We start from the raw sequence: 22,950 nt of genomic DNA on the forward strand, positions 1-22,950 counted from the left end.
GTCCAGCGTTGGGCACCCTGCCTGGCGTGGTGCCCAGCGCCTTCTCCATCGCCGCGCCGCTGCAGCAACCGGCCGCCGGGTCCGGCGATTTCCCCAGCCGCGAATGCGCCGCCGTCAGAGCCAGTGGCTGACGGCCCACCAGCCGAGCGTGCCCATCACGAGGGTATAAGGCAGCGCCATCCAGACCATGCGCCCGTAGGACAGGCGCACCAGCGGCGCGATGGAGGACGTGAGCAGGAACAGGAAGGCGGCCTGGCCGTTGGGGGTGGCGACGCTGGGCAGGTTGGTGCCGGTATTGATGGCCACCGCCAGGGTGTCGAAGTGCTCGCGGGTCATCTCGCCCGCGTCCAGCGCGTTCTTCACCTCGGTGATGTAGATGGTGGCCACGAAGACGTTGTCGCTGATGGCCGAGAGCAGGCCGTTGGCGATGAACAGCATGCCCGGCTGCTGGTCGACCGGCAGCGCCAGCACCCACTGGATGATGGGGGTGAAGAGGTGCTGCTGCTGGATCACCGCCACCACCGCGAAGAAGGTCACCAGCAGCGCGGTGAAGGGCAGGGCGTCCTGGAAGGCGCGGCCGATCTGGTGCTCGTCGGTGATGCCGTTGAAGCTGGTGATCAGCACGATCACCAGGAGGCCGATCAGGCCCACCTCCGCCACGTGCAGCGCCAGGCAGAGGATCAGCACCAGTGCCGCGGCGCCCTGCACCAGCAGTGCCATGCGCTGGGCCTGGGTGCGATGGGAGCTCTCCTCCCGAGCGTGGTCGGCGAGTACCTGGCGCACGGTCTCGGGAAGCAGGGCGCCGTAGCTGAACCAGCGCAGCTTCTCCAGCAGCACGCAGGTGATCAGGCCCGCCACCAGCACCGGCAGCGATACCGGCGCCACCCGGAGGAAGAATTCCTTGAAGTGCCAGCCCGCTTCATGGCCGATCAGCAGGTTCTGCGGTTCACCCACCAGGGTGCAGACGCCGCCCAGGGCGGTGCCCACGGCCGCGTGCATCAGCAGGCTGCGGAGGAAGGCGCGGAAGGTTTCCAGGTCTTCGCGGCTGGAATGGTGCACTTCGCTGTCGGAGTCGTGGCTGTGGTCGTCGCCGAACCCCTTGCCCGAAGCGACCCTGTGGTACACCGCATAGAAGCCCAGGGCCACGCTGATGATCACGGCGGTGACCGTCAGGGCATCCAGGAAGGCCGAGAGGAAGGCCGCCATCAGGCAGAACAGCAGCGACAGCAGGGCCTTGCTGCGCACCCCCAGCAGCAGGCGGGAAAAGACCAGGAGCAGCAGGTCCTTCATGAAGTAGATGCCGGCCACCATGAACATCAGCAGCAGGAGCACCGGGAAATTGTGCTTGAGCTCCCCGTACACCGCGTCCGGTGTGGCCAGGCCCAGCAGTAGCGCCTCCAGCACCAGGAGCCCACCCGGCAGCAGTGGATAGCACTTCAGCGCCATGGCCAGGGCGAAGATGAACTCCGCCACCAGCAGCCAGGAGCAGGCCACCGGCCCCGCCAGCGCGAGCACCAGGGGATTCAGTAGCAGGAAGGCGAGGATCGCGAGCTTGTACCACTGGGGGGAATGGCCGAGGAAGTTGCGGCCGAGGGCGGCGGCGGGGGAGGCGGGCATCACGGTGTCCTTGGTCTTGTCGTTGTGGTGAGGGCGCAGGGAAGTTGCCAGCCTGTCCCCGCCAGATCAAGTGTTTGACGGCGCTTTTCGAGGTGGATTGGCAGTCGCTGGGCGTGGCCTGCGTCACAGTGGCCGCCATCGACTTTTGACGTTCGCTTGTTATAGTTGCCGGGATTCCCCAAAGCCCCATCCCACTGTGGCGCACGCCGAGGACCGACCCGTGCCTGACTACAAAGCCTTCCGAGTAGAGTTGGCAGACAAGATCGCCCATGTGCAGATCAACCGCCCTGAAAAGGTCAACGCGATGAACGCGGACTTCTGGAAGGAGATCATCACGATCTTCCAGGAGATCGAAGAGAACGACGAAGTGAGGGCGGTGGTGCTGTCGGGCGCCGGCAAGCATTTCTCCTCCGGCATCGACCTGATGATGCTGGCATCAGTGGGCGCCCAGCTCGGCCCGGACGCCGGCCGCAACGCCCGCTCCCTGAGGCGCAAGATTCTCGAACTGCAGGCGGCCTTCAATGCCGTCGACGCCTGTAGCAAGCCCGTTCTGGCGGCCATCCAGGGGTATTGCCTGGGCGGCGCCATCGACCTGGTCTCCGCCTGCGACATGCGCTACTCCACCCTCGATGCCCAGTTCTCCATCAAGGAGATCGACATCGGCATGGCGGCTGACGTCGGCACCCTGCAGCGCCTGCCCCGGATCATCGGCGACGGCATGATGCGGGAGCTGGCCTACACCGGTCGAACCATCGACGGTGCCGAGGCCGAGCGCCTCGGCCTGGTGAATCGCACCTTTGCCGACCAGGAGTCCCTGCTGGAGGGTGTTTTCGCCATCGCCCGGGAGATCGCCGCCAAGTCCCCCATCGCCGTGCGCGGAACCAAGGAAATGATCCGCTACATGCGTGACCACCGCGTGGATGACGGCCTGGAATACATCGCGACCTGGAACGCCGCCATGCTGCAATCCGCCGACCTGCGAGTGGCCATGACCGCCCACATGAGTAAACAGAAGCCCGAGTTCGCTGACTGATGCGGTACCGCAGATTCGCGCCGGAGGCGCACTAAGGCATGGTTACCGGAGTCACTTCGCTGGGACTGGTGCGCGACGAGCTGTTCGCCACCATGGAACAGGCCGAGCAGAGCCTCGAGCAGTTCATCGCCGAACGCCAGAACGGCAGCCTGTTGCAGCAAGCCGTGGAGGCCATGCACCAGGTACGCGGAACCCTCAAGCTGATCGAGCTGGCCGGTGCCGAAATGCTGGCCCAGGAGCTGCTCGACCAGGCCACCGATATTCCCACCGGCGCGGGCGAGGAGCGTGATATCCAGCTCTCCGCCCTGAGCAATGCGCTCTATGTCCTGCGTCGCTACCTGGAGAACCTCGACCTGCATCGCCAGGAGATGCCCGAGCTGCTGCTGCCGGCCATCAACGACCTGCGTCAGGCCGGTGGCCAACCGCCGCTGCCGGAGAGCTTCTTCTTCAGCGTACGCCTGGATCAGGCGCGCCTGGACGCCACGCCCGTGCGACTGCCGGAGGGCGTCGATCGCGGCGGCCTGGCCCGGCGCTTCCGCCAGGCGTACCAGCAGGGCCTGCTCGGCTTCCTGCGCGGACAGAAGCCAGCGTCCGCCCTGCGTACCATGGAGCGCGCCCTGGGTGGCCTGGAGAAACTCTTCGCCGACCAGCCTCGTGGTCGCCTCTGCTGGATCGCCGCCGCCGCCGTGGAAGCCCAGGTCGATGGCCCGCTGCTGGCGCGCAAGTCCCGCAAACAGCTGTTTTCCCGCCTGGATCGCGAGCTGAAGCTGCTGCTGGCCAATGAGGCCTACGAGGCACCGCGCAGCGTGCTCAAGGAGCTGCTCTACCTCGTGGCCCTGGCCGACAGCCGTGGCCCTCGCGCCACCGAGCTGCGGGCCCTGTTCGGCATGACCGCGCTGCCCTTCAGCGACCAGTTGCTGGAGGAGGAGTACCAGCGGCTGTCGGGTCCGGGTCAATCGGTGATGCGTTCGCTGTCCTCGGCCATCTTCGAGGAGCTCAACAGCGTCAAGGACCTCATCGACCTGATCGAGCGGGGAACCGCGCCGGCCGAGGCCTATGACACGCTGCACGGCCTGCTGGGCAAGCTGGGCAAGACCCTGCTGATGGTCGGCCTCATTTCCCCGGGCAACGCGCTGCAATCCAAACTGGGCATGGTGGCCGCCTGGGGGATGGGGGCAGCGGTGGAGCAGGGCGACCTGATGAAGCTGGCCGATGCCGTGCTCTATGTGGAAAGCATGGTGGCGGGCCTCGACAGCGGCGAGCGCCGTGGCGCCCGTGTCGCGGCGACGCCGGGCCAGGAGGCCGAGTCCTTCGCCAACCACCAGCTGGCCGAGGCTCGCATCGTGGTGCTGGACGAGGCCCAGGCCGGACTGGCCCTGGCCAAGCGCGCCATCACCGCCTACCTGGAGTCCGGCGGCGACAGGCTGCACCTGGCCAATGTCCCGGTCAGCCTCCAGGCCGTGCGTGGCGGACTCTGGTTCCTCGGCCAGGAGCGCGCCGCCGCCCTTGTGGGCGCCTGTGGCGACTACATCCAGCAGCAGATGCTGGATGCGGGCGCCATGCCGTCGGAGCAGATGTTGGAAGTCCTGGCCGATGCACTGACCAGCCTGGAGTACTACCTGGAAGGTGGCGCCGGCATGCGCCGGGGCTTCCAGGACGGCGTCCTCGACCTGGCGGCCAACAGCGTGCGGGCCCTGGGCCTGCCGGTGGCGGCCTGAGATGGTCAGTTCACGTTGGCAATCAGGCCTGCTGGATACGCGGCAGGCCGGCGGCTGGGTGGTGGTCCATTGCCGCCAGCAGTTCCTCACGGACAGCAATGGCGTGCTCTTTCCCCGCGAATGGCTCAAGCGCCAGGAGCTGCCGGTCCTGGCCGAACATGGCATCGGCCACTTCGACGGCGATGCCGTCTACCTGCTCGAGCTGGCCCAGCCGGCCGAGCTGCCCGGCTGCTACTGGCAGGGCCTGCGCCAGGTGATGTTGCAGGGGGACGCCGATCTCTTCCGCATGCTGGGTTACGCCAGCCAGATCGGCACCTGGGCGGACCAGCATCGCTTCTGTGGCAGTTGTGGCCAGCCGATGGAGGCGATCCCCGGGGAGCGCGCCATGGGCTGCCCGAGCTGCCAGGTTCACCATTACCCCCGCCTCTCGCCCAGCATGATCGTGCTGGTCACCCGGGGTGACGAGTTGCTGCTGGCGCGTTCGCCGCGCTTCGTCACGGGCGTCTACAGCACCCTGGCCGGGTTCGTCGAGCCGGGTGAGTCGGTGGAAGCCTGTGTCGCCCGTGAAGTGCGGGAGGAGGTGGGCGTGGAGATCGGCCGGATCCAGTACATCGCCAGCCAGAACTGGCCTTTCCCGCATTCCCTGATGCTGGGCTTCCATGCCGAGTACCGGAGCGGCGAGATCGTGCCCCAGCCGGGGGAGATCGAGGATGCGCGCTGGTTTCCCCTGGATGCGCTACCGCCGCTGCCGGCGCCGCGCTCCATCGCGCGCTACCTCATCGACCTCCATGTCGCGCGCAAGCTCGGTCTAGCCGAGCCAGTGCTGCCAGACTAGGCGCGCGGTCAGCGCCAGTACCACGAGGATGAACACCGGGCGGATGAACTTGGCGCCGCCCTGGATGGCGGTGCGTGCGCCGAAGAAGGCCCCGGCCATCAGTGCCAGGCCCATGGCGATTCCCAGGGCCCAGGCCACTTGCCCCGCCGCGATGAACACCGCCAGCGCCATGGCGTTGCTGACGAAGTTCATGCTGCGCGCCACGCCGCTGGCGCGGACCAGGTCCAGTGGATAGAGCAGCAGGCTGCTGACGGTCCAGAAGGCGCCGGTGCCCGGTCCGGCGACGCCGTCGTAGAAGCCCAGTCCCAGGCCCTGGGGCCACTGCCGCCGCCGGGCGATGGGGGCGTGCTCGTCGTGGGCCACATCCGGCGTCTTGCCGAACAGCAGGTACAGGCCGCAGCCGAACACCACCACCGGTAGCATCTGGTTGAGCCAGGCCGCGGGTAGCCAGTGGGCGATCACCGCGCCCAGGGCGGCGCCGATGGCCGTGGCCAGCAGGGCGTTGCGCCATTTGCGTGGGTCGAACAGCTTGCGCCGATAGAAGGTGAAGGCGGCGGTGGCGGAACCGAAGGTGGCGCAGAGCTTGTTGGTGCCCAGCACCAGATGCGGCGGCAGGCCGGCGGTGAGCAGGGCGGGAATGGTCAGCAGACCTCCACCGCCCGCGATGGCGTCGATGAAACCGGCAAGGAAGGCGACGGCGGCGAGAATGGCCAGGGTGGCGGGATCGACCGCCAGCTCGAAGGGGATGGGCATGGAAAACGAGGTCCGTGTCTACAACTGCCGCGTGTCGTATGGCTGCGGCGGGGGGAGTTGCGCATAATGCCGCCATTTTCATGCATAAGGAATGGGCTCCATGCAGTATGACGGGCTGGCCTGGGCGGCCGCGCTGCTGGCATTGCTGGCGGCGGCGGTCGCCGCGCGGATTCTCTTCGGTCGTGGCTGGTTCCTGGGCTGGCTGAGGGGGACATGCGGGTTGCTCTTCCTGGCAGTCGCGGCGCTGGTGGCACTGGTGGCGAAGGATCTGTGGAGCTACGACCAACTGCCGGTCGACAAGCCCCTTGTCACCCTCGAGTTCAAGGCCTTGGCCTCCCAGCGCTATCAGGTGACCCTGCTGGAAGGCGCGCGTGCGCGGGAGGTGCTGCTGGACGGCGATCTCTGGCAACTGGACGCACGCCTGTTCCGCTGGAAAGGCCTGGGTGCATTGCTGGGGCTGGAGCCGGGTTACCGCCTGGAGCGGTTGTCGGGACGCTTCCTGGCCATCGAGCAGCAGGCCCTGGCGCAGCATCCCCGTGCGCAGCTCGCCAGCAGCCCCTATGGCGTCGACTTCTGGCGCTGGCTGCGGCTGAGCCAGCGGGACTTCTTCCTCTTCGCCCCCGAGGCGCAGCGGGTGACCTACCTGCCCATGGCCGATGGCGCGGTGTTCACCGTCAGCCTTTCGCCCACCGGCCTGATGGCCGACCCCTTGAATCAGGTGGCCAAGGACGCGCTCAGGAATTGGCGCTGAGGCGTTGCCTGTAGGAGCCGGCTTGCCGGCGAATCTTGCGTACCGCTTCGCGAGCGAGCTCGCTCCTACAGGGGGCGGCAGGTCCGCAGGAGCCGGCTTGCCGGCGAATGGTGCAGATGGGTTCGCGAGCAAGCTCGCTCCTACGGCGGGGCCTGATTTCGTAGGAGCCGGCTTGCCGGCGAATGGTGCGGATGCGCGGGTTTCCCCATCGAGGTCGCATCGGCAAAAAAGAAAGGGAGCCCGAAGGCTCCCTCCTCGTATGCCCGGGGCGTCTCAGCAGAGGAAGCCGCCGTCCACGTTCAGCGATACGCCGGTGGTGTAGCTCGAGGCCTCGCTGGCGAGGTAGAGCACCGCTCCGGCCATTTCGCTCGGATCCGCCACGCGCTTGAGCGGAATGCGCTGCAGGGCGACCTTGAGGATGGCGTCGTTCTGGGTCAGGGCCGAGGCGAACTTGGTATCGGTCAGGCCCGGCAGCAGGGCGTTGCAGCGGATGCCGAACTGCGCGCACTCCTTGGCGAAGACCTTGGTCATGCTGATCACGGCGGCCTTGGTCACCGAGTAGATGCCCTGGAACTCGCCCGGGGAGACGCCGTTGATGGACGCGACGTTGATGATGCTGCCGCCGCCGTTCTGCTTCATCAGCTTGCCGCCTTCGATGGACATGAAGTAGTAGCCGCGGATGTTCACGTCGACGGTCTTCTGGAAGGCCGACAGGTCGGTGTCCAGTACGTTGCAGAACTGCGGGTTGGTGGCGGCGTTGTTCACCAGGATATCCAGGCGACCGAACTGCTCGCGGATCTGGGCGAAGACGTTCTGGATCTGCTCCATCTCGCCAATGTGGCAGGCGATGGCGGTGGCCTTGCCGCCCTCCGCGACGATGGCGTCGGCCACGGCCTGGCAGCCGTCGATCTTGCGGCTGGAGACGATCACGTGTGCGCCTTGCTGGGCCAGAAGCTTGGCGATGGCTTCGCCGATGCCGCGGCTGGCGCCGGAAACGAAGGCGATCTTGCCGTCGAGGTCGAACAGGTTGGTCTTGGACATGGGGTTCCCCTTGTTGTGATCCGGTTTACAGCCGTGATTGGTTGATGACCTGCAGGCTCATTTGCTCCAGCAGCTTGTTCATCTGGATGAATTGGGCGAAGCGCTTGTCCTGGGTCTGTCCGTGGTAATAGCGGTAGTAGATCTGCTGGACGATGCCGGCCAGGCGGAACAGCCCGTAGGTGTAGTAGAAATCCAGGTTCTCGATGGGCGGCAGGCCGGCGCGCTCGGCATAGTAGTCGGCGAACTCGCGGCGGGTGAGCATGCCCGGCAGGTGGCTGGGCTGGCGGCGCATCAGTTGCACCGGGGCCGGATCCTTGGCTTCGATCCAGTAGGCCAGGGTGTTGCCCAGGTCCATCAGCGGGTCGCCGATGGTGGTCAGTTCCCAGTCCAGCACGCCGATGATCTTCAGCGGATCGTTCGGGTCGAGGATGACGTTGTCGAAGCGGTAGTCGTTGTGGACGATGCCGGGCTTGTGATGGTCGGCGGGCATCTTGTCCTTGAGCCAGGCCTTGACCGGCTCCCAGGTGGGGGCGTCCGGGGTCATGGCCTTCTCGTAGCGGTCGCTCCAGCCCCCGATCTGGCGCTGCACGTAGCCCTCCGGCTTACCCAGGTCGCCCAGGCCGCAGGCCTCGTAGTCGACGTTGTGCAGCTCGACGAGCTTGTCGATGAAGCTCCTGCACAGCTTGCGAGTACTGGCTTCGTCGAGATTCAGCTCGGCCGGGACATCGGCCCGCAGGATCACGCCCTTGACCCGCTCCATGACGTAGAACTCGGCGCCGATCACCGACTCGTCGGTGCAGTGCACGTAGGCCTTCGGGCAGTAGGGGAAGCCGGCGTTGAGCTGGTTGAGGATGCGGAACTCGCGACCCATGTCGTGGGCCGACTTGGCCTTCTTCCCGAATGGCGGACGACGCAGGACGAACTCCTTCTCGGGGTATTCCAGGAGATAGGTCAGGTTCGAGGCGCCTCCGGGGAACTGGCTGATGCGTGGCGTGCCGGACAGGCCGGGAATGTGCGCCTTGAGGTACGGGTCGATGGCCGCGGCGTCGAGCTCTTCGCCTTCGCGGATGCGGGTGGACTGATCAGTAAGCGACATGCTTATCCCTTCTACTTATGATGAGGGCCCGAGATTATTCGCTAATCTAATGCCGCCCCGGAGGCGTCACAAGCGCTGCGAGCCGTTATAGACAAAGGTGTTGCAGCACAATCAGGCTGCCTGATTCGCGCAGGCCAAAGGCTTCGGGCGAAAAAAAACCGGAGCCCTGGGACTCCGGTTCTCTCTGCTCCTGGTCGGCTCGGAGGCTCAGACCGGGAAGAGTTCGCCGAGCTTCATGGCGAGCATCATGTCGCCTTCGGCGCGCAGCTTGCCGGCCATGAAGGCCTGCATGCCGTCGGTTTCGCCGGTCATGATGCCCACCAGGGTGGCGCTGTCCATGATCAGGGTAACGTTCGGGTTCTCGGCGTCTCCCTGCTGCACGTCGCAGGTGCCGTCCTTCACGACCAGGTAGTGGTTGTCGCCATCTTCGATGTTGAACTGGAACACCAGGTCCAGGCCGGCGGCGGCACCGGCGTTGAACTTGGACTGCATGGTTTTGACGATGTCAGCAACGTTGGTCATGGTGTTTTCCTTTTTCTAGGGTTTTTTCGGCGGCCGTCCGGCCGCAATGGGCCGGGCTCACCGGTAGGTGATGAGCTCCGGCGCCCTCAACAGTTCCAGATGCACATGACTGTTGAAGGAAGCCAGGGTCACCTCGTTGCCGCGGAACTTCAGGCGGTTGAGCGAGGTGTTGACGATCTGCCAGTTGAGGCCGAAGGCGCTGTCGGCCGGAATGCCGGTCACCAGGTGGAGCAGGGCGGTGATGGTGCCGCCCGAGGTGAACACGGCGATGTTGTCCTTGCGGTCGGCCTCCGCCAGTACGCGCTCCAGCCCGCCTCGGACCTGCTCGACGAAGCCCTTCCAGCTCTGCAGGCCGGGCTTGTCGTGAGTGCCGGCGACCCAGCGCAGCACCAGGGTGGAGAACAGTCGCTGGAACTCCGCGCGGTTCTGTGCGGGATTGCGCAGCACCTCCAGGGCTTCGGGTTCTTCCGGGAGCAGGTCGGGCAGCAGGGCGCGGATCACCGCGTCGGCGTCGAATTCGTTGAAGGCCGGGTCGACCAGGATGGCGGGGGCACCGATGCCGGCGGCGTCGAACTGTGCCAGCGCCGCCTGGGCGGTGTGCTGCTGGCGGCGCAGGTTGCCGCTGTAGCAACGATCCAGGCGCAGGCCAAGCTGCGCGAGGTGTCCACCGAGGACCTCCGCCTGGCGGACGCCGACGGGCGAGAGCACATCGTAGTCGTCGGCGCCGAAGGACGCCTGGCCATGTCGAATCAGGTAGATGCTGCCCACGTGCTGGCGTCCCGCGAGATTGAAAGTCTGGCGGAGGTTAGGGGGAAGGCCGGGGAGCTGTCAACGAAAAAACATACGCTTGTTTGAATGCATTCCCAGTGTTTATGCAGAGGTTTCCGCGCGCTGGCGGGTGTCCGGTGGCGCCGTTATGCTTTCGGCTCTTTGCGCCGCCTCCAGGCGAGCGCCCATTGCACTGATGAGGGGGATTTCAGTGGATTTCTTCGCCGAGTACGCAGGCTTCCTGGCCCGGGTCGTGACCCTGGTCGTCGCCATCCTGGTGGTCCTGGTGGCCATCGCGGCGCTACGCGGGCGCAACCGCCGTATCGGCGGCGGGCACCTGGACGTACGCAAGCTCAATGACTTCTACAAGGACCTGCGGGAGCGGCTGGAGCATTCGGTGCTGGACAAGGCGCACCTCAAGGCCGCGCGCAAGGCGGAAGCCAAGGCGGCCAAGCTGGCGAAGAAGTCCGGCGAGTCGAAGCCCCGGGTCTTCGTGCTGGACTTCAACGGCGACATCAAGGCATCGGCCACCGACCACCTGCGTCATGAAGTCACCGCGCTGCTGACGCTGGCCAGTGACAAGGACGAGGTGGTGGTGCGACTCGAGAGTGGCGGCGGCATGGTGCACAGCTACGGCCTGGCGTCGTCCCAGCTGGCGCGCATCCGCGATGCCGGCGTGCCGCTGACGGTCTGCGTGGACAAGGTGGCGGCCAGCGGCGGCTACATGATGGCCTGCATCGGACAGAAGATTCTCGCCGCGCCGTTCTCCATCATCGGCTCCATCGGCGTGGTGGCCCAGTTGCCCAACGTCCATCGCCTGCTGAAGAAGCACGACATCGACTTCGAGGTACTCACCGCTGGCGAATACAAGCGCACCCTCACGGTGTTCGGCGAGAACACCGAGAAGGGCCGGCAGAAATTCCAGGAAGACCTGGAAACCACCCACGAGCTGTTCAAGGGTTTCGTCGGTCGCTACCGCCCTGAACTGGACATGGCGGAGATCGCCACGGGTGAGGTCTGGCTGGGCATGGCGGCGCTGGAGAAAAAGCTGGTGGACGAGTTGCGCACCAGCGACGAGTACCTGGCCGAGCGGGCGAAGGAGGCGGAGCTGTTCCACCTTCACTACAGCGCCCGCAAGAGCCTGCAGGAACGCGTCGGGCTGGCCGCGGCGGTGGCCATCGACCGGGTGTTGCTGAACTGGTGGAGCCGACTCACGCAGCAACGCTTCTGGCAGTAGCGCGTGATTCGCCCCGGGCTGGCCTCAGGCCAGCTCGGGGAGCAACACCTCTTCCCAGAGCGAACGTTGGAACTGGGGCTTGAAGAAGCCGAAATGGCCGATGCGCTGCTCGCCCACCTCCGCCGGCGCGATGCGGCGGAAGCGTTTCTCCGCTTCGCGGTAGAAGCTGTGAAGCGATTCGGTGTTGCGCCCGGACATCATCTCGTCATCGGTGAAGGAGATCGCCGTGATGGGGATGCGCACGCTGGAGTAGGCCGCCCGCACGTCTTCGCCTTCCGCGCCCACGGCGTACTCCGGGTCCAGGCACCAGCGGCGCCACTGGCGGATCACGCCACGGGGCAAGTCACCGACCATGCCGAGGCGCTTGCCCGGGAAGTACCCGGCCAGCGGTGTGACCAGGGGCGCGACCAGGAACCACAGCAGCCAGACGCGGCGGCGCAGCTCGGCGGTGTTTTCCCGCCAGTAGCCACTGCCGGTGGCGATGGTCAGGACCCGGGTGATGCGCTCGGCTCCCGTCACGAACGGCAGGATCTGGCCGCCCAGGCTGTGGCCGATCCAGTACAGCGGCTTGTCGCCGGCGGCATTGGCGATCAGCGAGAGTACGGTGCTGCAGTCGTGCCGCGCCCAGTCGAGGATGTCCACGTCGAGGTCGCGCAGGTGACCGTTGCGCGAAAGGCCCATACCCACGTAGTCGAAGGTGGCCACCAGGTAGCCACGTTCGGCGAGCCAGGTGGCGAAAGGCGCATAGAAGCGCTGGGGTACGCCCATGGCGGGTACTATGAGCACCGCCGCACGCATCTCGCCCTCGGGGCGGAACCAGTGGGTGCTGATGGTGTGGCCGTTACCGTTGTCGATTCGGGTTTCTGTCGGGTTGATCATGGCATCAGTCCTGGAGCTTCAAGGGGCTTCTGGAATCGCGAGAACCCGGGCAGTATACGAAAACCAGAAAGTTATTCTAGAAAATTATTCTAGTTCCAGCAGAGGCAATCCATGGGTCGTCCCTCCCGCAAAGACGAGATTCTCCAGGCCGCGCTGGCCTGCTTCAGCGAACAGGGCGTCGATGCCACCACCATCGAGATGATTCGGGACCGTTCCGGTGCGAGCATCGGGAGCCTGTACCACCATTTCGGCAACAAGGAACGCATCATCGGGGCGCTGTACCTGGAGGGGGTTGGCCAATACGCGCGATTGGTGGAGGACGGATTTTCCGGGGCGGACAGTGCCGAGGCCTGCATCCGCCTGCTGGTGGCCTGCTACATCGATTGGGTGGTCGCGAACCCCGAGTGGGCGCGCTTTATCCTGCACAGTCGGGGCCGGGTGGAGGCGAGCGAGATGGGCGAGCGGTTGCGGGAGGCCAACCGCCTGCATCATGGCCGCATCGACGAGGTGCTGCGGCCGCATCGCGAAGCCGGTGCGTTCCGGAAGATGCCGAGGGAGTGTTTCGTCTCCATCGTCATCGGGCCCGCCCAGGATTTTTCCCGGCACTGGCTGGCGGGGCGTACCCGCACCCACCTGGCGGACTGCCGAGAGCTGTTCATGGACGCCGCCTGGGAGGCGGTGCGGGCGCGCCAGGTCAGGTTGGTGTCGATGCCCTGAAAACGGAAAGCCCCGCAGTGCGGGGCTTTTCGGTGTCTCGGGGTCAGGCCGAGCGGCGGCGGAACAGCGGCTGCGGCTCGTCTGCGGAGGCCTGGTAGACCTCGCTGAAGTCCTCGAAGGCCTTCAGCGCGTCGTAGGGGTCCTTGTCCGCGCGCAGGGCGAAGGCGTCGAAGCCGCAACGCTTGAGGGCGAACAGTTGGTCGCGGAGTACATCGCCGATGGCGCGGACTTCACCCTGGTAGCCATAGCGCTGGCGCAGCAGGTAGGCGGTCGAGGAATGGCGGCCGTCGGTGAAGGCCGGGAAGTTCAGGGCGATGACCTGGAAGTGCTCCAGATCGCCTGCGATTTCCTCGATCTCCTCGCCAGCATCCAGCCAGACGCCCAGGCCACCGTCACGCACTTTCAGGGCATGGCCGTGGTCGACCCAGAGGGCCAGCGGCACGATGATGTCGTCGCAGTTCGGGATGCCTTCGAGGGTGGCGTCCTTGTCCAGCAGGTGCCAGGTTTCGTCGATCACCTGGCCGTTCTTAATGATTCGCTGCATATACGCGCTCCTTGAACGGATCGATACCGATACGGCGGAAGGTGTCGAGGAACTGCTCGTCCTCGGTGCGCTGTTCCACATAGACCTTGATGATCTTCTCGATCACGTCGGCCATCTCGTTCTGGGCGAAGGAGGGGCCGAGGATCTGGGCCAGGCTGGCGTCGCGGCCGGCGCTGCCGCCCAGGGACACCTGGTAGAACTCCTGGCCCTTCTTGTCCACGCCGAGGATGCCGATATGACCCACGTGGTGGTGACCGCAGGCGTTCATGCAGCCGGAGATGTTCAGGTCCAGGTTGCCGATGTCGAACAGGTAATCCAGGTCGTCGAAGCGACGCTGGATGGCTTCGGCCACCGGGATCGACTTGGCGTTGGCCAGGGAGCAGAAGTCACCGCCCGGGCAGCAGATGATGTCGGTCAGCAGGCCCACGTTCGGGGTGGCGAAGCCCAGCTCGCGCAGCTCGCCCCAGAGGGCGAACAGCTGCGCCTGCTCGACGTCGGCAAGGATGATGTTCTGGTTGTGGCTGTTGCGCACTTCACCGAAGGCATAGCGATCGGCCAGATCGGCGATGGCGTCCAGCTGCTTGTCGGTGACGTCGCCCGGGGCGACGCCGGTGGGCTTCAGCGACAGGGTCACGGCCACGTAGCCGGGCTTCTTGTGGGCGAAGGTGTTGCGGCTGCGCCAGCGGGCGAAGCCCGGGTGCTCTGCGTCCAGGGCGGCGAGGGCGGCATCCTGGTCGTCCAGGGCCTTGTAGGCCGGGTCGACGAAGTGCTTGGCAACGCGCTCGACTTCTTCCTGGGTCAGGGTGGTGGGGCCATCCTTGAGATGGGCCCACTCGGCGTTGACGCGCTCGGCGAACACGTCGGGACCCAGGGCCTTGACCAGGATCTTGATGCGCGCCTTGTACTTGTTGTCCCGGCGACCATAGCGGTTGTAGACGCGCAGGATGGCGTCCAGGTAGCTCAGCAGGTGCTGCCAGGGCAGGAACTCGTTGATGAAGCTGCCGACGATGGGCGTGCGACCCAGGCCGCCGCCGACGGAGACGCGGAAGCCCAGTTCACCGGCTTCGTTTTTCACCGCTTCCAGGCCGATGTCATGCACTTCAACCGCGGCGCGGTCGCTCACGGCGCCATTCACGGCGATCTTGAACTTGCGCGGCAGGTGGGAGAACTCGGGATGGAAGGTGGACCACTGGCGGATGATCTCGCACCAGGGGCGCGGGTCCACGAGCTCGTCACGGGCGACGCCGGCGAACTGGTCGGTGGTGGTATTGCGGATGCAGTTGCCGCTGGTCTGGATCGCGTGCATCTGCACGGTGGCCAGCTCGGCGAGGATCTCCGGCACATCTTCCAGTTCCGGCCAGTTGAACTGGACGTTCTGGCGGGTGCTGATGTGGGCGTAGCCCTTGTCGTAGTCGCGAGCGATCTGGGCCAGCTTGCGTACCTGGACGGAAGAGAGCAGGCCATAGGGCACGGCCACCCGCAGCATGGGCGCGTAGCGCTGGATATAGAGGCCGTTCTGCAGGCGCAGCGGACGGAATTCCTCACCCGAAAGCTCGCCTTCCAGATAGCGGCGGGTCTGATCGCGGAACTGCTTGACGCGGTCCTCGACGATCCGTTGATCGTACTCGTCGTATACGTACATGAAATGTCCTGTTGTCAGGCTGCTTACAGCTTTTCTGCGCGCACGGCCGCGCACTCCCCGCGGAGCCGGAGGAAGATACCAGTTCAGGGTTATGCGCAAAAGTGATGTTTGAGTATATGTAAAGAACTGGAAGTTATTGGGAGGCGACCTGGAATAACCCGGCGGCTTGAGGGGCGGCGGGGGCTGGTCTTTACTCGAAGTGCCAGCCGCCTATAACCAGAACAAGGGGGACGCCATGACCGAACATTCCGAAGACACCAGCAGCGACAGCAAGGTGGATGCCTGGGCCATCTTCTTCCTGATCCTGATCGTCGTATCCACTGCCGTATTCTGGGTCAGTCACCAGTAGCCCGAAGCCGCCAGGGCCGGTCGGTTCGTCCGATCGGCCCCGGTTCCCGCCGTTCATCTGGCGATATGCCGTTATACTGCGCGCGGTTTTTTGCTAGGTGATGGAATGAAAGGTCCGGGACTCGCCCTGCTGTTCTGCCTGTGCCTGGGCTTCAGCCAGGTGATCAACGCTGCCTCCGTCGTGTTTCTCAATCCTGGTCGGGCGAACGAGCCGTTCTGGGCGAGTTACGGCCGATTCATGCAGTCGGCGGCCGACGACCTGGGTATGGACCTGGAGATCCGCTACGCCGAACGGGACATCCGCCGCATGCTGGAACAGGCCCGCGAGGCCTTGCAGGGCGAGCATCGTCCCGACTACCTGTTGTTCGTCAACGAGCAGTACGCAGGCCCCGAGATCCTGCGCCTGTCGCGGGGCAGTGGGGTCAAGCTGTTCACGGTGAACAGCCAGTTGACCGAGGACCAGCAGACCCTTACCGGCGGCACCCGGGAGCGCTACCCCGACTGGATCGGCAGCATGGTGCCCAACGACGAGGAGGCCGGCTACCTCATGGCGCGGGCGCTGCTGAGCCAGCAGGCACGCAAGACACCGGACCAGCCCATCGACCTCCTGGCCTTTTCCGGCGTCAAGCAGACCCCCGCGGCCCAGCTCCGCGAGCAAGGACTGATGCGGGCGCTGGAAGAGTTCCCCCAGGCCCGCCTGCGTCAGCTGGTCTACAGCGAGTGGCGTCGCGACCGGGCCTACGAGCAGGCCCTGCAATTGCTTCAGCGCTACCCCGAAGTGAGCGTGGTCTGGTCCGCCAATGACGAGATGGCCTTCGGAGTCATGGCGGCAGCCACCGAACTGGGCCGCACGCCGGGGGGCGATCTGCTGCTGTCGGCCCTGAACAACTCCCCGGAAGTGCTCCGCAACTTCCTCGACGGCAGGATCAGCAGCCTGGTCAGTGGCCACTTCACCCTGGGTGGGTGGGCCATGGTGCTGATTCATGATTATGACGCCGGTGTGGATTTCGCCCGCCAGGGCGGCAAGGATCGGCGGGTTCCCCTGTTCCAGTCCCTCGACCAGCGCAAGGCACGGCGTCTGCTGCACCATCTTCAGCAACCGGGCTACGACCTGGACTTCCGTGCGTTCAGCCGGGTGGGGCGCTCAGGCGCCGGCACCTACGACTTCACCCTGGATCCGCTGCTGGACTGAAGCTCAGAGACCCGCCAGGTGCAGGATGATGCGCACCAGGCCGTAGAGCAGCAGCACGAAGGCGGTGGTGAACAACACGCCGAGAATGATGAAGTGGCTGGGCTTGCCCCGGCTGAAATCCCGGGCGCGGTTCTTCCCGCTCTGCACGCCAAAGGCGGCGGCGAGCACGCTCTGCAGCATCTCGCGGAATGTCAGCGGGCGATCATCGTGATTGTCGTCCATGGTGCACCTCCCTGGGGCAGAAGCTTAGCCTGCCCTGCGGAGCTTGCCCGTCAGGATGCCGGGCGATGCAGCCGGCGGGTGTTCACCAGGTCCACGGCACGGGCGCGAAGCTGGCCGCAGCCGCCTTCCACGTCCTGTCCGGCGGAGTTGCGCACCTTGGTGAGGATGCCGCGGCTGTGCAGGTAGCGGACCATCTGCACGATGCGGTCGCCATCCGGGCGCTGGTACTCATCGTCGTCCAGGCTGTTGTAGGGAATCAGGTTCAGCACCGCGTACTTGCCCTTGAGCAGGTCCAGGATGCCGTCCATTTCCTCCTGGCTGTCGTTGATGCCGCGCAGCAGGGTCCACTGGTACTGGATCGGGTAGCCGATGTCCCGGGCGTATCGCTCGCCCAGCTCCACCAGTTCCTCCGGCGTGATGCGTGGCGCCTTGGGCAGTAGCCGCTCCCGCAGGTCGGCGCGCGTCGTATGCAGCGACAGCGCCAGGGCCGGTTTGACCCGCTCCCGGGGCAGGCGATCGAAGACGCGCAGGTCGCCCACCGTGGAGAACACGAGGTTCTTGTGACCGATGCCGCCATCGGTGCCCAGCAGGTCGATGGCCTCCAGCACGTTGTCGAGGTTGTGGGCGGGTTCGCCCATCCCCATGAACACCACCTTCTTCACTGGCCGGAAGCGGCGGGCGAGGGCCACCTGGGCGACGATTTCGGCACTGCCCACCTGGCGCAGCAGGCCGCTCTTGCCTGTCATGCAGAAGACGCAGCCGACCGCGCAACCGACCTGGGTGGACACACAGAGTCCATCGCGGGGTAGCAGCACGCTTTCCACCATCTGGCCATCGGCCAGTGCCACCAGGAGGCGGGCCGAGCCGTCGGCTCCGGGGTGTTCGGAGCGCAGGCTCACCAGGTTCTGCAGGTCTTCGGCCAGGGCTGGCAGGCCCGCGCGGACGCTGAGTGGGAGAAAGTGTTCGGTGTGCTGGCGCCGGGTGCCGGCGTCCAGCGGCTTGCCTTGCAGCCAGGCACGCACCACCCGGCCGCTATGGACGGGGAGGGCGCCGAGATCGGCGAGGCGTTGGTGGATGTCGGTGATTCGCATGGGGCGCGCATGCTACCACCGTCATTGGTGTGGTGGCAGGCCCCGGCGGGCCTGCCGAAGGTCGTTCGTCAGGGCTTCTCGACGCGGATCGCCATGGCGGTGGTCACGCGGATGACTACCTCCTGATTGAGGTACTCGTTACGGAGCTCGATGTCCGGTCGTACCCGCACCACCCGGCGCGAGCCGTCGGCGAATTCGAGGGTGGCGGTGTGATTCAGGGTGTCGATGACCTTGACCTTGGCGGTCAGCTCCACGGTGTCGGCCATCAGTACGCCCGGCTTGGCGCCCTCGGGCGCGCCCGCCACCATGCCGGCCGCGCCATTGCCGGCGGGCTGGCCCGGCTCGCGCAACTGCACCACGCGTTCCTGGGTGACCACGGCGTTGACCCGGTCGCCCACCGCCAACTGCGGGAAGTTGCGCATCTCCGGAATGGCGTGGAAGGTCTGGCGGTTGCCCTGTTCGTCCTCCAGCACGAAGGTGCGCTTGACGGGGTCGATGGCCCTGACCACTGCGCTGATGCGCTCGGTTTCCTGGGTGATGCCGCCCGGAACCCCGGGCTCGAAGACTTCGGCGCGGGAGCCGGTGCTGGTCAGCCCGTCGCTGGGGGGCGTGCCGCTGCAGGCCGCGAGCAGGGCGAGGCTGAGGATGAGGGGGAGGTACTGGTGCTTGGCATTGTGCATGGGGAAGATCACCTCGGTCGCACGGTGCGGGAAAGACCGGGACCTGTCGACGTCCCGGTCGGCTCTTTCAGCGTAGGCCAAGTCGGGCGTGATATTCTTGCGCGCTGTTCGATCCAGCGATCCGGGAGCGGTTCATGAAGTTCATCCATCAACGCGAGCACCTCAACGAAGGGGACCTCGTGGTCATCCAGTGCTCGCAGACCTGCAACATCCGCCTGATGAACGACGCGAATTTCCGCAGTTTCAAGAACGGGGGCCGCCACAGCTACCACGGGGGCGCCTTCGATTGCTTCCCGGCGAAGATCGTGGTGCCCAGCAGCGGCTTCTGGAACGTCACCCTCGACACCGTCAGCCGTCGCGCCATCAGCGTGACCCGCAAGCCCAACTTCCAGTGGTCGATCAAGTTCGTGCGCCGTTCGGGCAGCTGACAGCCACCGCCGCAATGAAGAAGCCCCGGAAGATTCCGGGGCTTTTTCGTTGTGCGGCGCCGCCTGCGACCCGACGGGATCAGATCTCGTAGCCCAGGTTCGGCGACAACCAGCGTTCGCTGACCCGCTGCTCCTGGCCCTTGCGCTTGCTGTACTGCTCCACCTGGTCGCGCTCGACCTTGCCCACGGCGAAGTACTGCGCTTCGGGATGCGCGAAGTACCAGCCGGAAACGGCCGCCGCCGGGAACATGGCGAAGTGTTCGGTGAGGAACACGCCACTCCGGCCCGGTTTGCCGAGGTCGGCGGTCGGGTCCAGCAGGCGGAACAGGGTGGCTTTCTCGGTGTGGTCCGGGCAGGCCGGGTAGCCGGGCGCGGGGCGGATGCCCTTGTACTGCTCCTTGATCAGGGCCTCGTTGTCCAGCTGTTCGTCCGGGGCGTAACCCCAGTATTCCTTGCGCACGCGCTCGTGCAGCCACTCGGCGCAGGCCTCGGCCAGGCGGTCGGCCAGGGCCTTGACCATGATGGCGTTGTAGTCGTCGCCCTTGGCTTCGTACTGCTTGGCCAGCTCCTCGGCGCCGATGCCTGCGGTGGTGATGAAGCCGCCGACGTAGTCCGTCACGCCGCTTTCCTTGGGGGCGACGAAGTCGGCCAGGCTGAGGTTCGGTTTGCCGTCGGGCTTGATGGTCTGCTGGCGCAGGTGGTGCAGGGTGGCCAGCGGCTTGTCCTGGTCGTCGCGTACTTCGATGTCGTCGTGGTTGACCTGGTTGGCCGGCCAGAAGCCGATCACCGCGCGCGCCTTGATCAGCTTGCCGTCGATCAGCTCCTTGAGCATGGCCTGGGCGTCGTTGAACAGGCTGGTGGCGGCTTCTCCCACTACCTCGTCGGTAAGGATGCGCGGGTATTTGCCGGCCAGATCCCAGGAGATGAAGAAGGGGGTCCAGTCGATGTACTCGGCCAGCACCGCCAGGTCGATGTCTTCCAGCACGCGCACGCCGGTGAAGCTGGGTTTGGTGGCGCGATAGCCGGTCCAGTCGAATGCCGGCTTGTTGGCGATGGCGTCGGCATAGGCCAGTCGCTCGGTGCGGGCGGCGCGGTTGGCGGTGCGCTCGCGGACTTCGGCGTAGTCGATCCGGGTCTTCTCGACGAAGTCACCCTTGAGCTCCCTGGACAGCAGGCTGGTGGCCACGCCCACGGCACGCGAGGCGTCGGTGACGTAGACCACGGCGTCGTTGCTGTACTGGGGTTCGATCTTCACCGCCGTGTGGGCCTTGGAGGTGGTGGCGCCGCCGATCATCAGCGGCAGCTGGAAGCCCTGGCGCTGCATTTCGCGGGCGACGTGGACCATCTCGTCCAGGGAAGGGGTGATCAGGCCGGAGAGGCCGATGATGTCGCATTTCTCCTCGCGGGCTACCTGGAGGATCTTCTCCGCCGGCACCATCACGCCGAGGTCGACGATGTCGTAGCCGTTGCAGCCGAGCACCACGCCGACGATGTTCTTGCCGATGTCGTGGACGTCGCCCTTGACGGTGGCCATGAGGATCTTGCCCTTTGCCTCGGGCTTGTCGCCTTTTTCCGCCTCGATGAAGGGGATCAGGTGGGCCACGGCCTGCTTCATCACGCGGGCGGATTTCACCACCTGGGGGAGGAACATCTTGCCCGAGCCGAACAGGTCGCCGACCACGTTCATGCCGGCCATCAGCGGGCCCTCGATCACCTCGATGGGACGGGCGCACTGCTGGCGGCACTCCTCCGTGTCTTCGACGATGAAGGCGGTGATGCCCTTGACCAGCGCATGTTCGAGGCGCTTGTCGACGGGCAGCGAGCGCCATTCCTCGTTCTCGACTTCCTTGGCTGCGCCATCGCCCTTGTACTGGCCGGCGATGGCCAGCAGCGCCTCGGTGGCGTTGGGGTTGCGGTTGAGCACCACGTCTTCGACGGCATCGCGCAGCTGTTTGGGGATTTCGTCGTAGATCTCCAGTTGGCCGGCGTTGACGATGCCCATGGTCAGACCATTTCGGATCGCGTAGTAGAGGAAGACCGAGTGGATGGCCTCGCGCACCGGATTGTTGCCACGGAAGGAGAAGGACACGTTGGACACGCCGCCCGAGGAGAGTGCGTAGGGCAGGTTGTCGCGGATGTAGGCGCAGGCGTTGATGAAGTCGACCGCGTAGTTGTTGTGTTCCTCGATGCCGGTGGCGACGGCGAATATGTTCGGGTCGAAGATGATGTCTTCCGGCGGGAAGCCCACTTCGTTGACCAGGATGTCGTAGCTGCGCTTGCAGATCTCTTCCTTGCGCGCCTGGGTGTCGGCCTGGCCGACCTCGTCGAAGGCCATCACCACCACGGCGGCGCCGTAGCGCTTGCAGAGCTTGGCGTGGTGTTTGAACTGCTCGACGCCTTCCTTCATCGAGATGGAGTTGACGATGCCCTTGCCCTGGATGCACTTCAGGCCGGCCTCGATCACCTCCCACTTGGAGGAGTCGATCATGATCGGCACGCGGGAGATGTCCGGCTCGCCAGCGATGAGGTTGAGGAACTTCACCATCGCCGCCTTGGAGTCGAGCATGCCCTCGTCCATGTTGATGTCGATGACCTGGGCGCCGGCTTCCACCTGCTGCAGGGCGACTTCCAGGGCCTCGGTGTAGTTTTCCTCACGAATCAGCCGGGCGAATTTTGCCGAGCCGGTGATGTTGGTGCGCTCGCCGACGTTCACGAACAGCGAGTTGCGATCGATGGTGAAGGGCTCCAGGCCCGACAGGCGGCAAGCCTTGGGAATGTCGGGGATCGCGCGCGGCGGGTACTTGGCCACGGCTTCGGCGATGGCCTGGATGTGCGCCGGGGTGGTGCCGCAGCACCCGCCGATGATGTTGAGGAAGCCGCTGGCGGCGAATTCTTCCACCACGGCGGCCATTTCCGCCGGGGTTTCGTCGTATTCGCCGAAGGCGTTGGGCAGCCCGGCGTTGGGGTGCGCGGACACATGGGTGCCGGCCTTGGCGGACAGTTCGGCCAGGTAGGGACGCAGGTCGGCGGCGCCGAGGGCGCAGTTCAGGCCCACGGAGATGGGTTTGGCGTGGCTCACCGAGTTCCAGAAGGCTTCGGTGGTCTGGCCCGACAGGGTGCGGCCGGAGGCGTCGGTGATGGTGCCGGAGATCATGATGGGCAGCTCGACGCCCAGCTCCTCGAACACGCCCTGTACGGCGAAGATCGCCGCCTTGGCATTGAGGGTGTCGAAGATGGTCTCGATCAGGATGAGGTCGGCGCCGCCCTCGATCAGGCCCTTGGTGGCCTCGGTGTAGTTCTCCACCAGCTCGTCGAAGGTGACGTTGCGGTAACCCGGGTCGTTGACATCCGGCGAGATGGAGCAGGTGCGGCTGGTGGGGCCGAGGACGCCAGCGACGAAACGCGGCTTGTCCGGGGTTTCCAGGGTCTTGGCGTCGGCCACTTCACGGGCCAGCCGCGCGCCCTCTACGTTCAGCTCGTACACCAGGGATTCCATGCCGTAGTCGGCCTGGGATACCTGGGTGGCGTTGAAGGTGTTGGTTTCCAGGATGTCCGCGCCGGCGTCGAGGTAGGCCTTCTCGATTGCCTGGATCACGTCCGGGCGGGACAGCAGCAGCAGGTCGTTGTTGCCCTTCACGTCGCTCGGCCAGTCGGCGAAGCGGGTGCCACGGTAGTCCTCTTCCTGCAGCTTGTAGCTCTGGATCATGGTGCCCATGCCGCCGTCGAGGATCAGGATGCGCTCTTTGAGCGCCTGTTGCAGGGCGTGCTGGCGGGCGATGCGGTCGGACATGGGAACTACCTGGGACTGGGGTGAACAAAGGCGGCGATGATAGCAA

21 protein-coding genes are annotated in these 22,950 nt (G+C 65.7%); 8 read left to right on the forward strand and 13 right to left on the reverse strand.

Annotation, left to right across the window (positions count from 1 at the left end; all coding sequences use genetic code 11):
- Positions 1-114: 114 nt before the first annotated feature.
- Positions 115-1,617, reverse strand: a complete 1,503-nt coding sequence (gene nhaB / locus KF707C_RS10245; protein WP_004422532.1) for a sodium/proton antiporter NhaB — start codon at positions 1,615-1,617, stop codon at positions 115-117.
- 220 nt (positions 1,618-1,837) lie between these two features.
- On the opposite strand from nhaB, the gene KF707C_RS10250 reads away from it, so the two are divergent.
- Genes KF707C_RS10250 through nudC form a run of 3 tightly spaced genes read left to right on the forward strand, consistent with a single transcriptional unit; the run spans position 1,838 to position 5,203 of the window.
- The gene (locus KF707C_RS10250; RefSeq protein WP_004422534.1) at positions 1,838-2,650 is read left to right on the forward strand and encodes a crotonase/enoyl-CoA hydratase family protein; all 813 of its coding nucleotides are present in this window, start codon (positions 1,838-1,840) and stop codon (positions 2,648-2,650) included.
- Positions 2,651-2,688: 38 nt separating this feature from the next.
- On the forward strand, positions 2,689-4,368 hold the full coding sequence (locus KF707C_RS10255) for a hypothetical protein (RefSeq protein WP_004422537.1): 1,680 nt from the start codon (positions 2,689-2,691) through the stop codon (positions 4,366-4,368).
- Position 4,369: 1 nt separating this feature from the next.
- Entirely contained in the window at positions 4,370-5,203 is an 834-nt protein-coding gene (nudC, locus tag KF707C_RS10260) for an NAD(+) diphosphatase (protein WP_004422539.1), read from the forward strand.
- Here nudC and KF707C_RS10265 read toward each other — a convergent pair.
- The gene (locus tag KF707C_RS10265) at positions 5,177-5,956 is read right to left on the reverse strand and encodes a TSUP family transporter (RefSeq protein ID WP_004422540.1); all 780 of its coding nucleotides are present in this window, start codon (positions 5,954-5,956) and stop codon (positions 5,177-5,179) included. The genes nudC and KF707C_RS10265 overlap by 27 nt on opposite strands.
- Positions 5,957-6,056: 100 nt before the next feature.
- Between KF707C_RS10265 and KF707C_RS10270 the strand changes: the two genes are divergently transcribed.
- Positions 6,057-6,707: a hypothetical protein gene (locus KF707C_RS10270; RefSeq protein WP_004422541.1), complete on the forward strand. Its 651-nt coding sequence runs from the start codon at positions 6,057-6,059 to the stop codon at positions 6,705-6,707.
- Between the two features lie 273 nt (positions 6,708-6,980).
- Here the strand turns inward: KF707C_RS10270 and KF707C_RS10275 are convergent, their stop codons facing one another.
- The 4 genes from KF707C_RS10275 to KF707C_RS10290 all read right to left on the reverse strand — a co-directional run bounded on the left by KF707C_RS10275 (position 6,981) and on the right by KF707C_RS10290 (position 10,134).
- Positions 6,981-7,748, reverse strand: coding sequence for an SDR family oxidoreductase (locus KF707C_RS10275; protein WP_004422542.1), 768 nt, complete (start codon positions 7,746-7,748; stop codon positions 6,981-6,983).
- Between the two features lie 25 nt (positions 7,749-7,773).
- A complete protein-coding gene (locus tag KF707C_RS10280; RefSeq protein WP_004422543.1) occupies positions 7,774-8,844 on the reverse strand; it encodes a phosphotransferase family protein in 1,071 nt (356 codons plus the stop codon).
- Between the two features lie 207 nt (positions 8,845-9,051).
- A complete protein-coding gene (locus KF707C_RS10285) occupies positions 9,052-9,366 on the reverse strand; it encodes an SCP2 sterol-binding domain-containing protein (RefSeq protein WP_004422544.1) in 315 nt (104 codons plus the stop codon).
- A gap of 57 nt (positions 9,367-9,423) precedes the next feature.
- Complete coding sequence (locus KF707C_RS10290; RefSeq protein ID WP_004422545.1) at positions 9,424-10,134, reverse strand: histidine phosphatase family protein; 711 nt, start codon at positions 10,132-10,134, stop codon at positions 9,424-9,426.
- Between the two features lie 211 nt (positions 10,135-10,345).
- On the opposite strand from KF707C_RS10290, the gene sohB reads away from it, so the two are divergent.
- Positions 10,346-11,371: a protease SohB gene (sohB, locus tag KF707C_RS10295; RefSeq protein ID WP_036994187.1), complete on the forward strand. Its 1,026-nt coding sequence runs from the start codon at positions 10,346-10,348 to the stop codon at positions 11,369-11,371.
- Between the two features lie 24 nt (positions 11,372-11,395).
- Here the strand turns inward: sohB and KF707C_RS10300 are convergent, their stop codons facing one another.
- Positions 11,396-12,250, reverse strand: a complete 855-nt coding sequence (locus tag KF707C_RS10300; RefSeq protein ID WP_004422548.1) for an alpha/beta hydrolase family protein — start codon at positions 12,248-12,250, stop codon at positions 11,396-11,398.
- 111 nt (positions 12,251-12,361) lie between these two features.
- On the opposite strand from KF707C_RS10300, the gene KF707C_RS10305 reads away from it, so the two are divergent.
- A complete protein-coding gene (locus KF707C_RS10305) occupies positions 12,362-12,967 on the forward strand; it encodes a TetR/AcrR family transcriptional regulator (RefSeq protein WP_004422549.1) in 606 nt (201 codons plus the stop codon).
- 43 nt (positions 12,968-13,010) lie between these two features.
- Here the strand turns inward: KF707C_RS10305 and KF707C_RS10310 are convergent, their stop codons facing one another.
- Positions 13,011-13,511: a DUF934 domain-containing protein gene (locus KF707C_RS10310; protein WP_004422551.1), complete on the reverse strand. Its 501-nt coding sequence runs from the start codon at positions 13,509-13,511 to the stop codon at positions 13,011-13,013.
- On the reverse strand, positions 13,495-15,153 hold the full coding sequence (locus KF707C_RS10315) for a nitrite/sulfite reductase (RefSeq protein WP_004422553.1): 1,659 nt from the start codon (positions 15,151-15,153) through the stop codon (positions 13,495-13,497). Before KF707C_RS10315 ends, KF707C_RS10310 begins: the two co-directional genes overlap by 17 nt.
- A 454-nt stretch (positions 15,154-15,607) precedes the next feature.
- Between KF707C_RS10315 and KF707C_RS10320 the strand changes: the two genes are divergently transcribed.
- Entirely contained in the window at positions 15,608-16,693 is a 1,086-nt protein-coding gene (locus KF707C_RS10320) for an ABC transporter substrate-binding protein (protein ID WP_004422558.1), read from the forward strand.
- A gap of 3 nt (positions 16,694-16,696) precedes the next feature.
- On the opposite strand, the gene KF707C_RS10325 is transcribed toward KF707C_RS10320, so the two are convergent.
- The 3 genes from KF707C_RS10325 to KF707C_RS10335 all read right to left on the reverse strand — a co-directional run bounded on the left by KF707C_RS10325 (position 16,697) and on the right by KF707C_RS10335 (position 18,686).
- A complete protein-coding gene (locus KF707C_RS10325) occupies positions 16,697-16,915 on the reverse strand; it encodes a DUF2970 domain-containing protein (RefSeq protein ID WP_004422559.1) in 219 nt (72 codons plus the stop codon).
- A gap of 50 nt (positions 16,916-16,965) precedes the next feature.
- A complete protein-coding gene (locus KF707C_RS10330) occupies positions 16,966-18,006 on the reverse strand; it encodes an RNA methyltransferase (protein ID WP_004422560.1) in 1,041 nt (346 codons plus the stop codon).
- Between the two features lie 68 nt (positions 18,007-18,074).
- Complete coding sequence (locus tag KF707C_RS10335) at positions 18,075-18,686, reverse strand: hypothetical protein (protein WP_004422561.1); 612 nt, start codon at positions 18,684-18,686, stop codon at positions 18,075-18,077.
- A gap of 134 nt (positions 18,687-18,820) precedes the next feature.
- Here KF707C_RS10335 and KF707C_RS10340 point away from each other — a divergent pair, with 134 nt between their 5' ends.
- On the forward strand, positions 18,821-19,114 hold the full coding sequence (locus KF707C_RS10340) for a DUF1883 domain-containing protein (RefSeq protein ID WP_004422562.1): 294 nt from the start codon (positions 18,821-18,823) through the stop codon (positions 19,112-19,114).
- Between the two features lie 79 nt (positions 19,115-19,193).
- On the opposite strand, the gene metH is transcribed toward KF707C_RS10340, so the two are convergent.
- Entirely contained in the window at positions 19,194-22,904 is a 3,711-nt protein-coding gene (metH, locus tag KF707C_RS10345) for a methionine synthase (RefSeq protein ID WP_004422563.1), read from the reverse strand.
- Positions 22,905-22,950: the final 46 nt, after the last annotated feature.

This window comes from Pseudomonas furukawaii (assembly GCF_002355475.1).
Taxonomy (GTDB): Bacteria; Pseudomonadota; Gammaproteobacteria; order Pseudomonadales; family Pseudomonadaceae; genus Metapseudomonas; species Metapseudomonas furukawaii.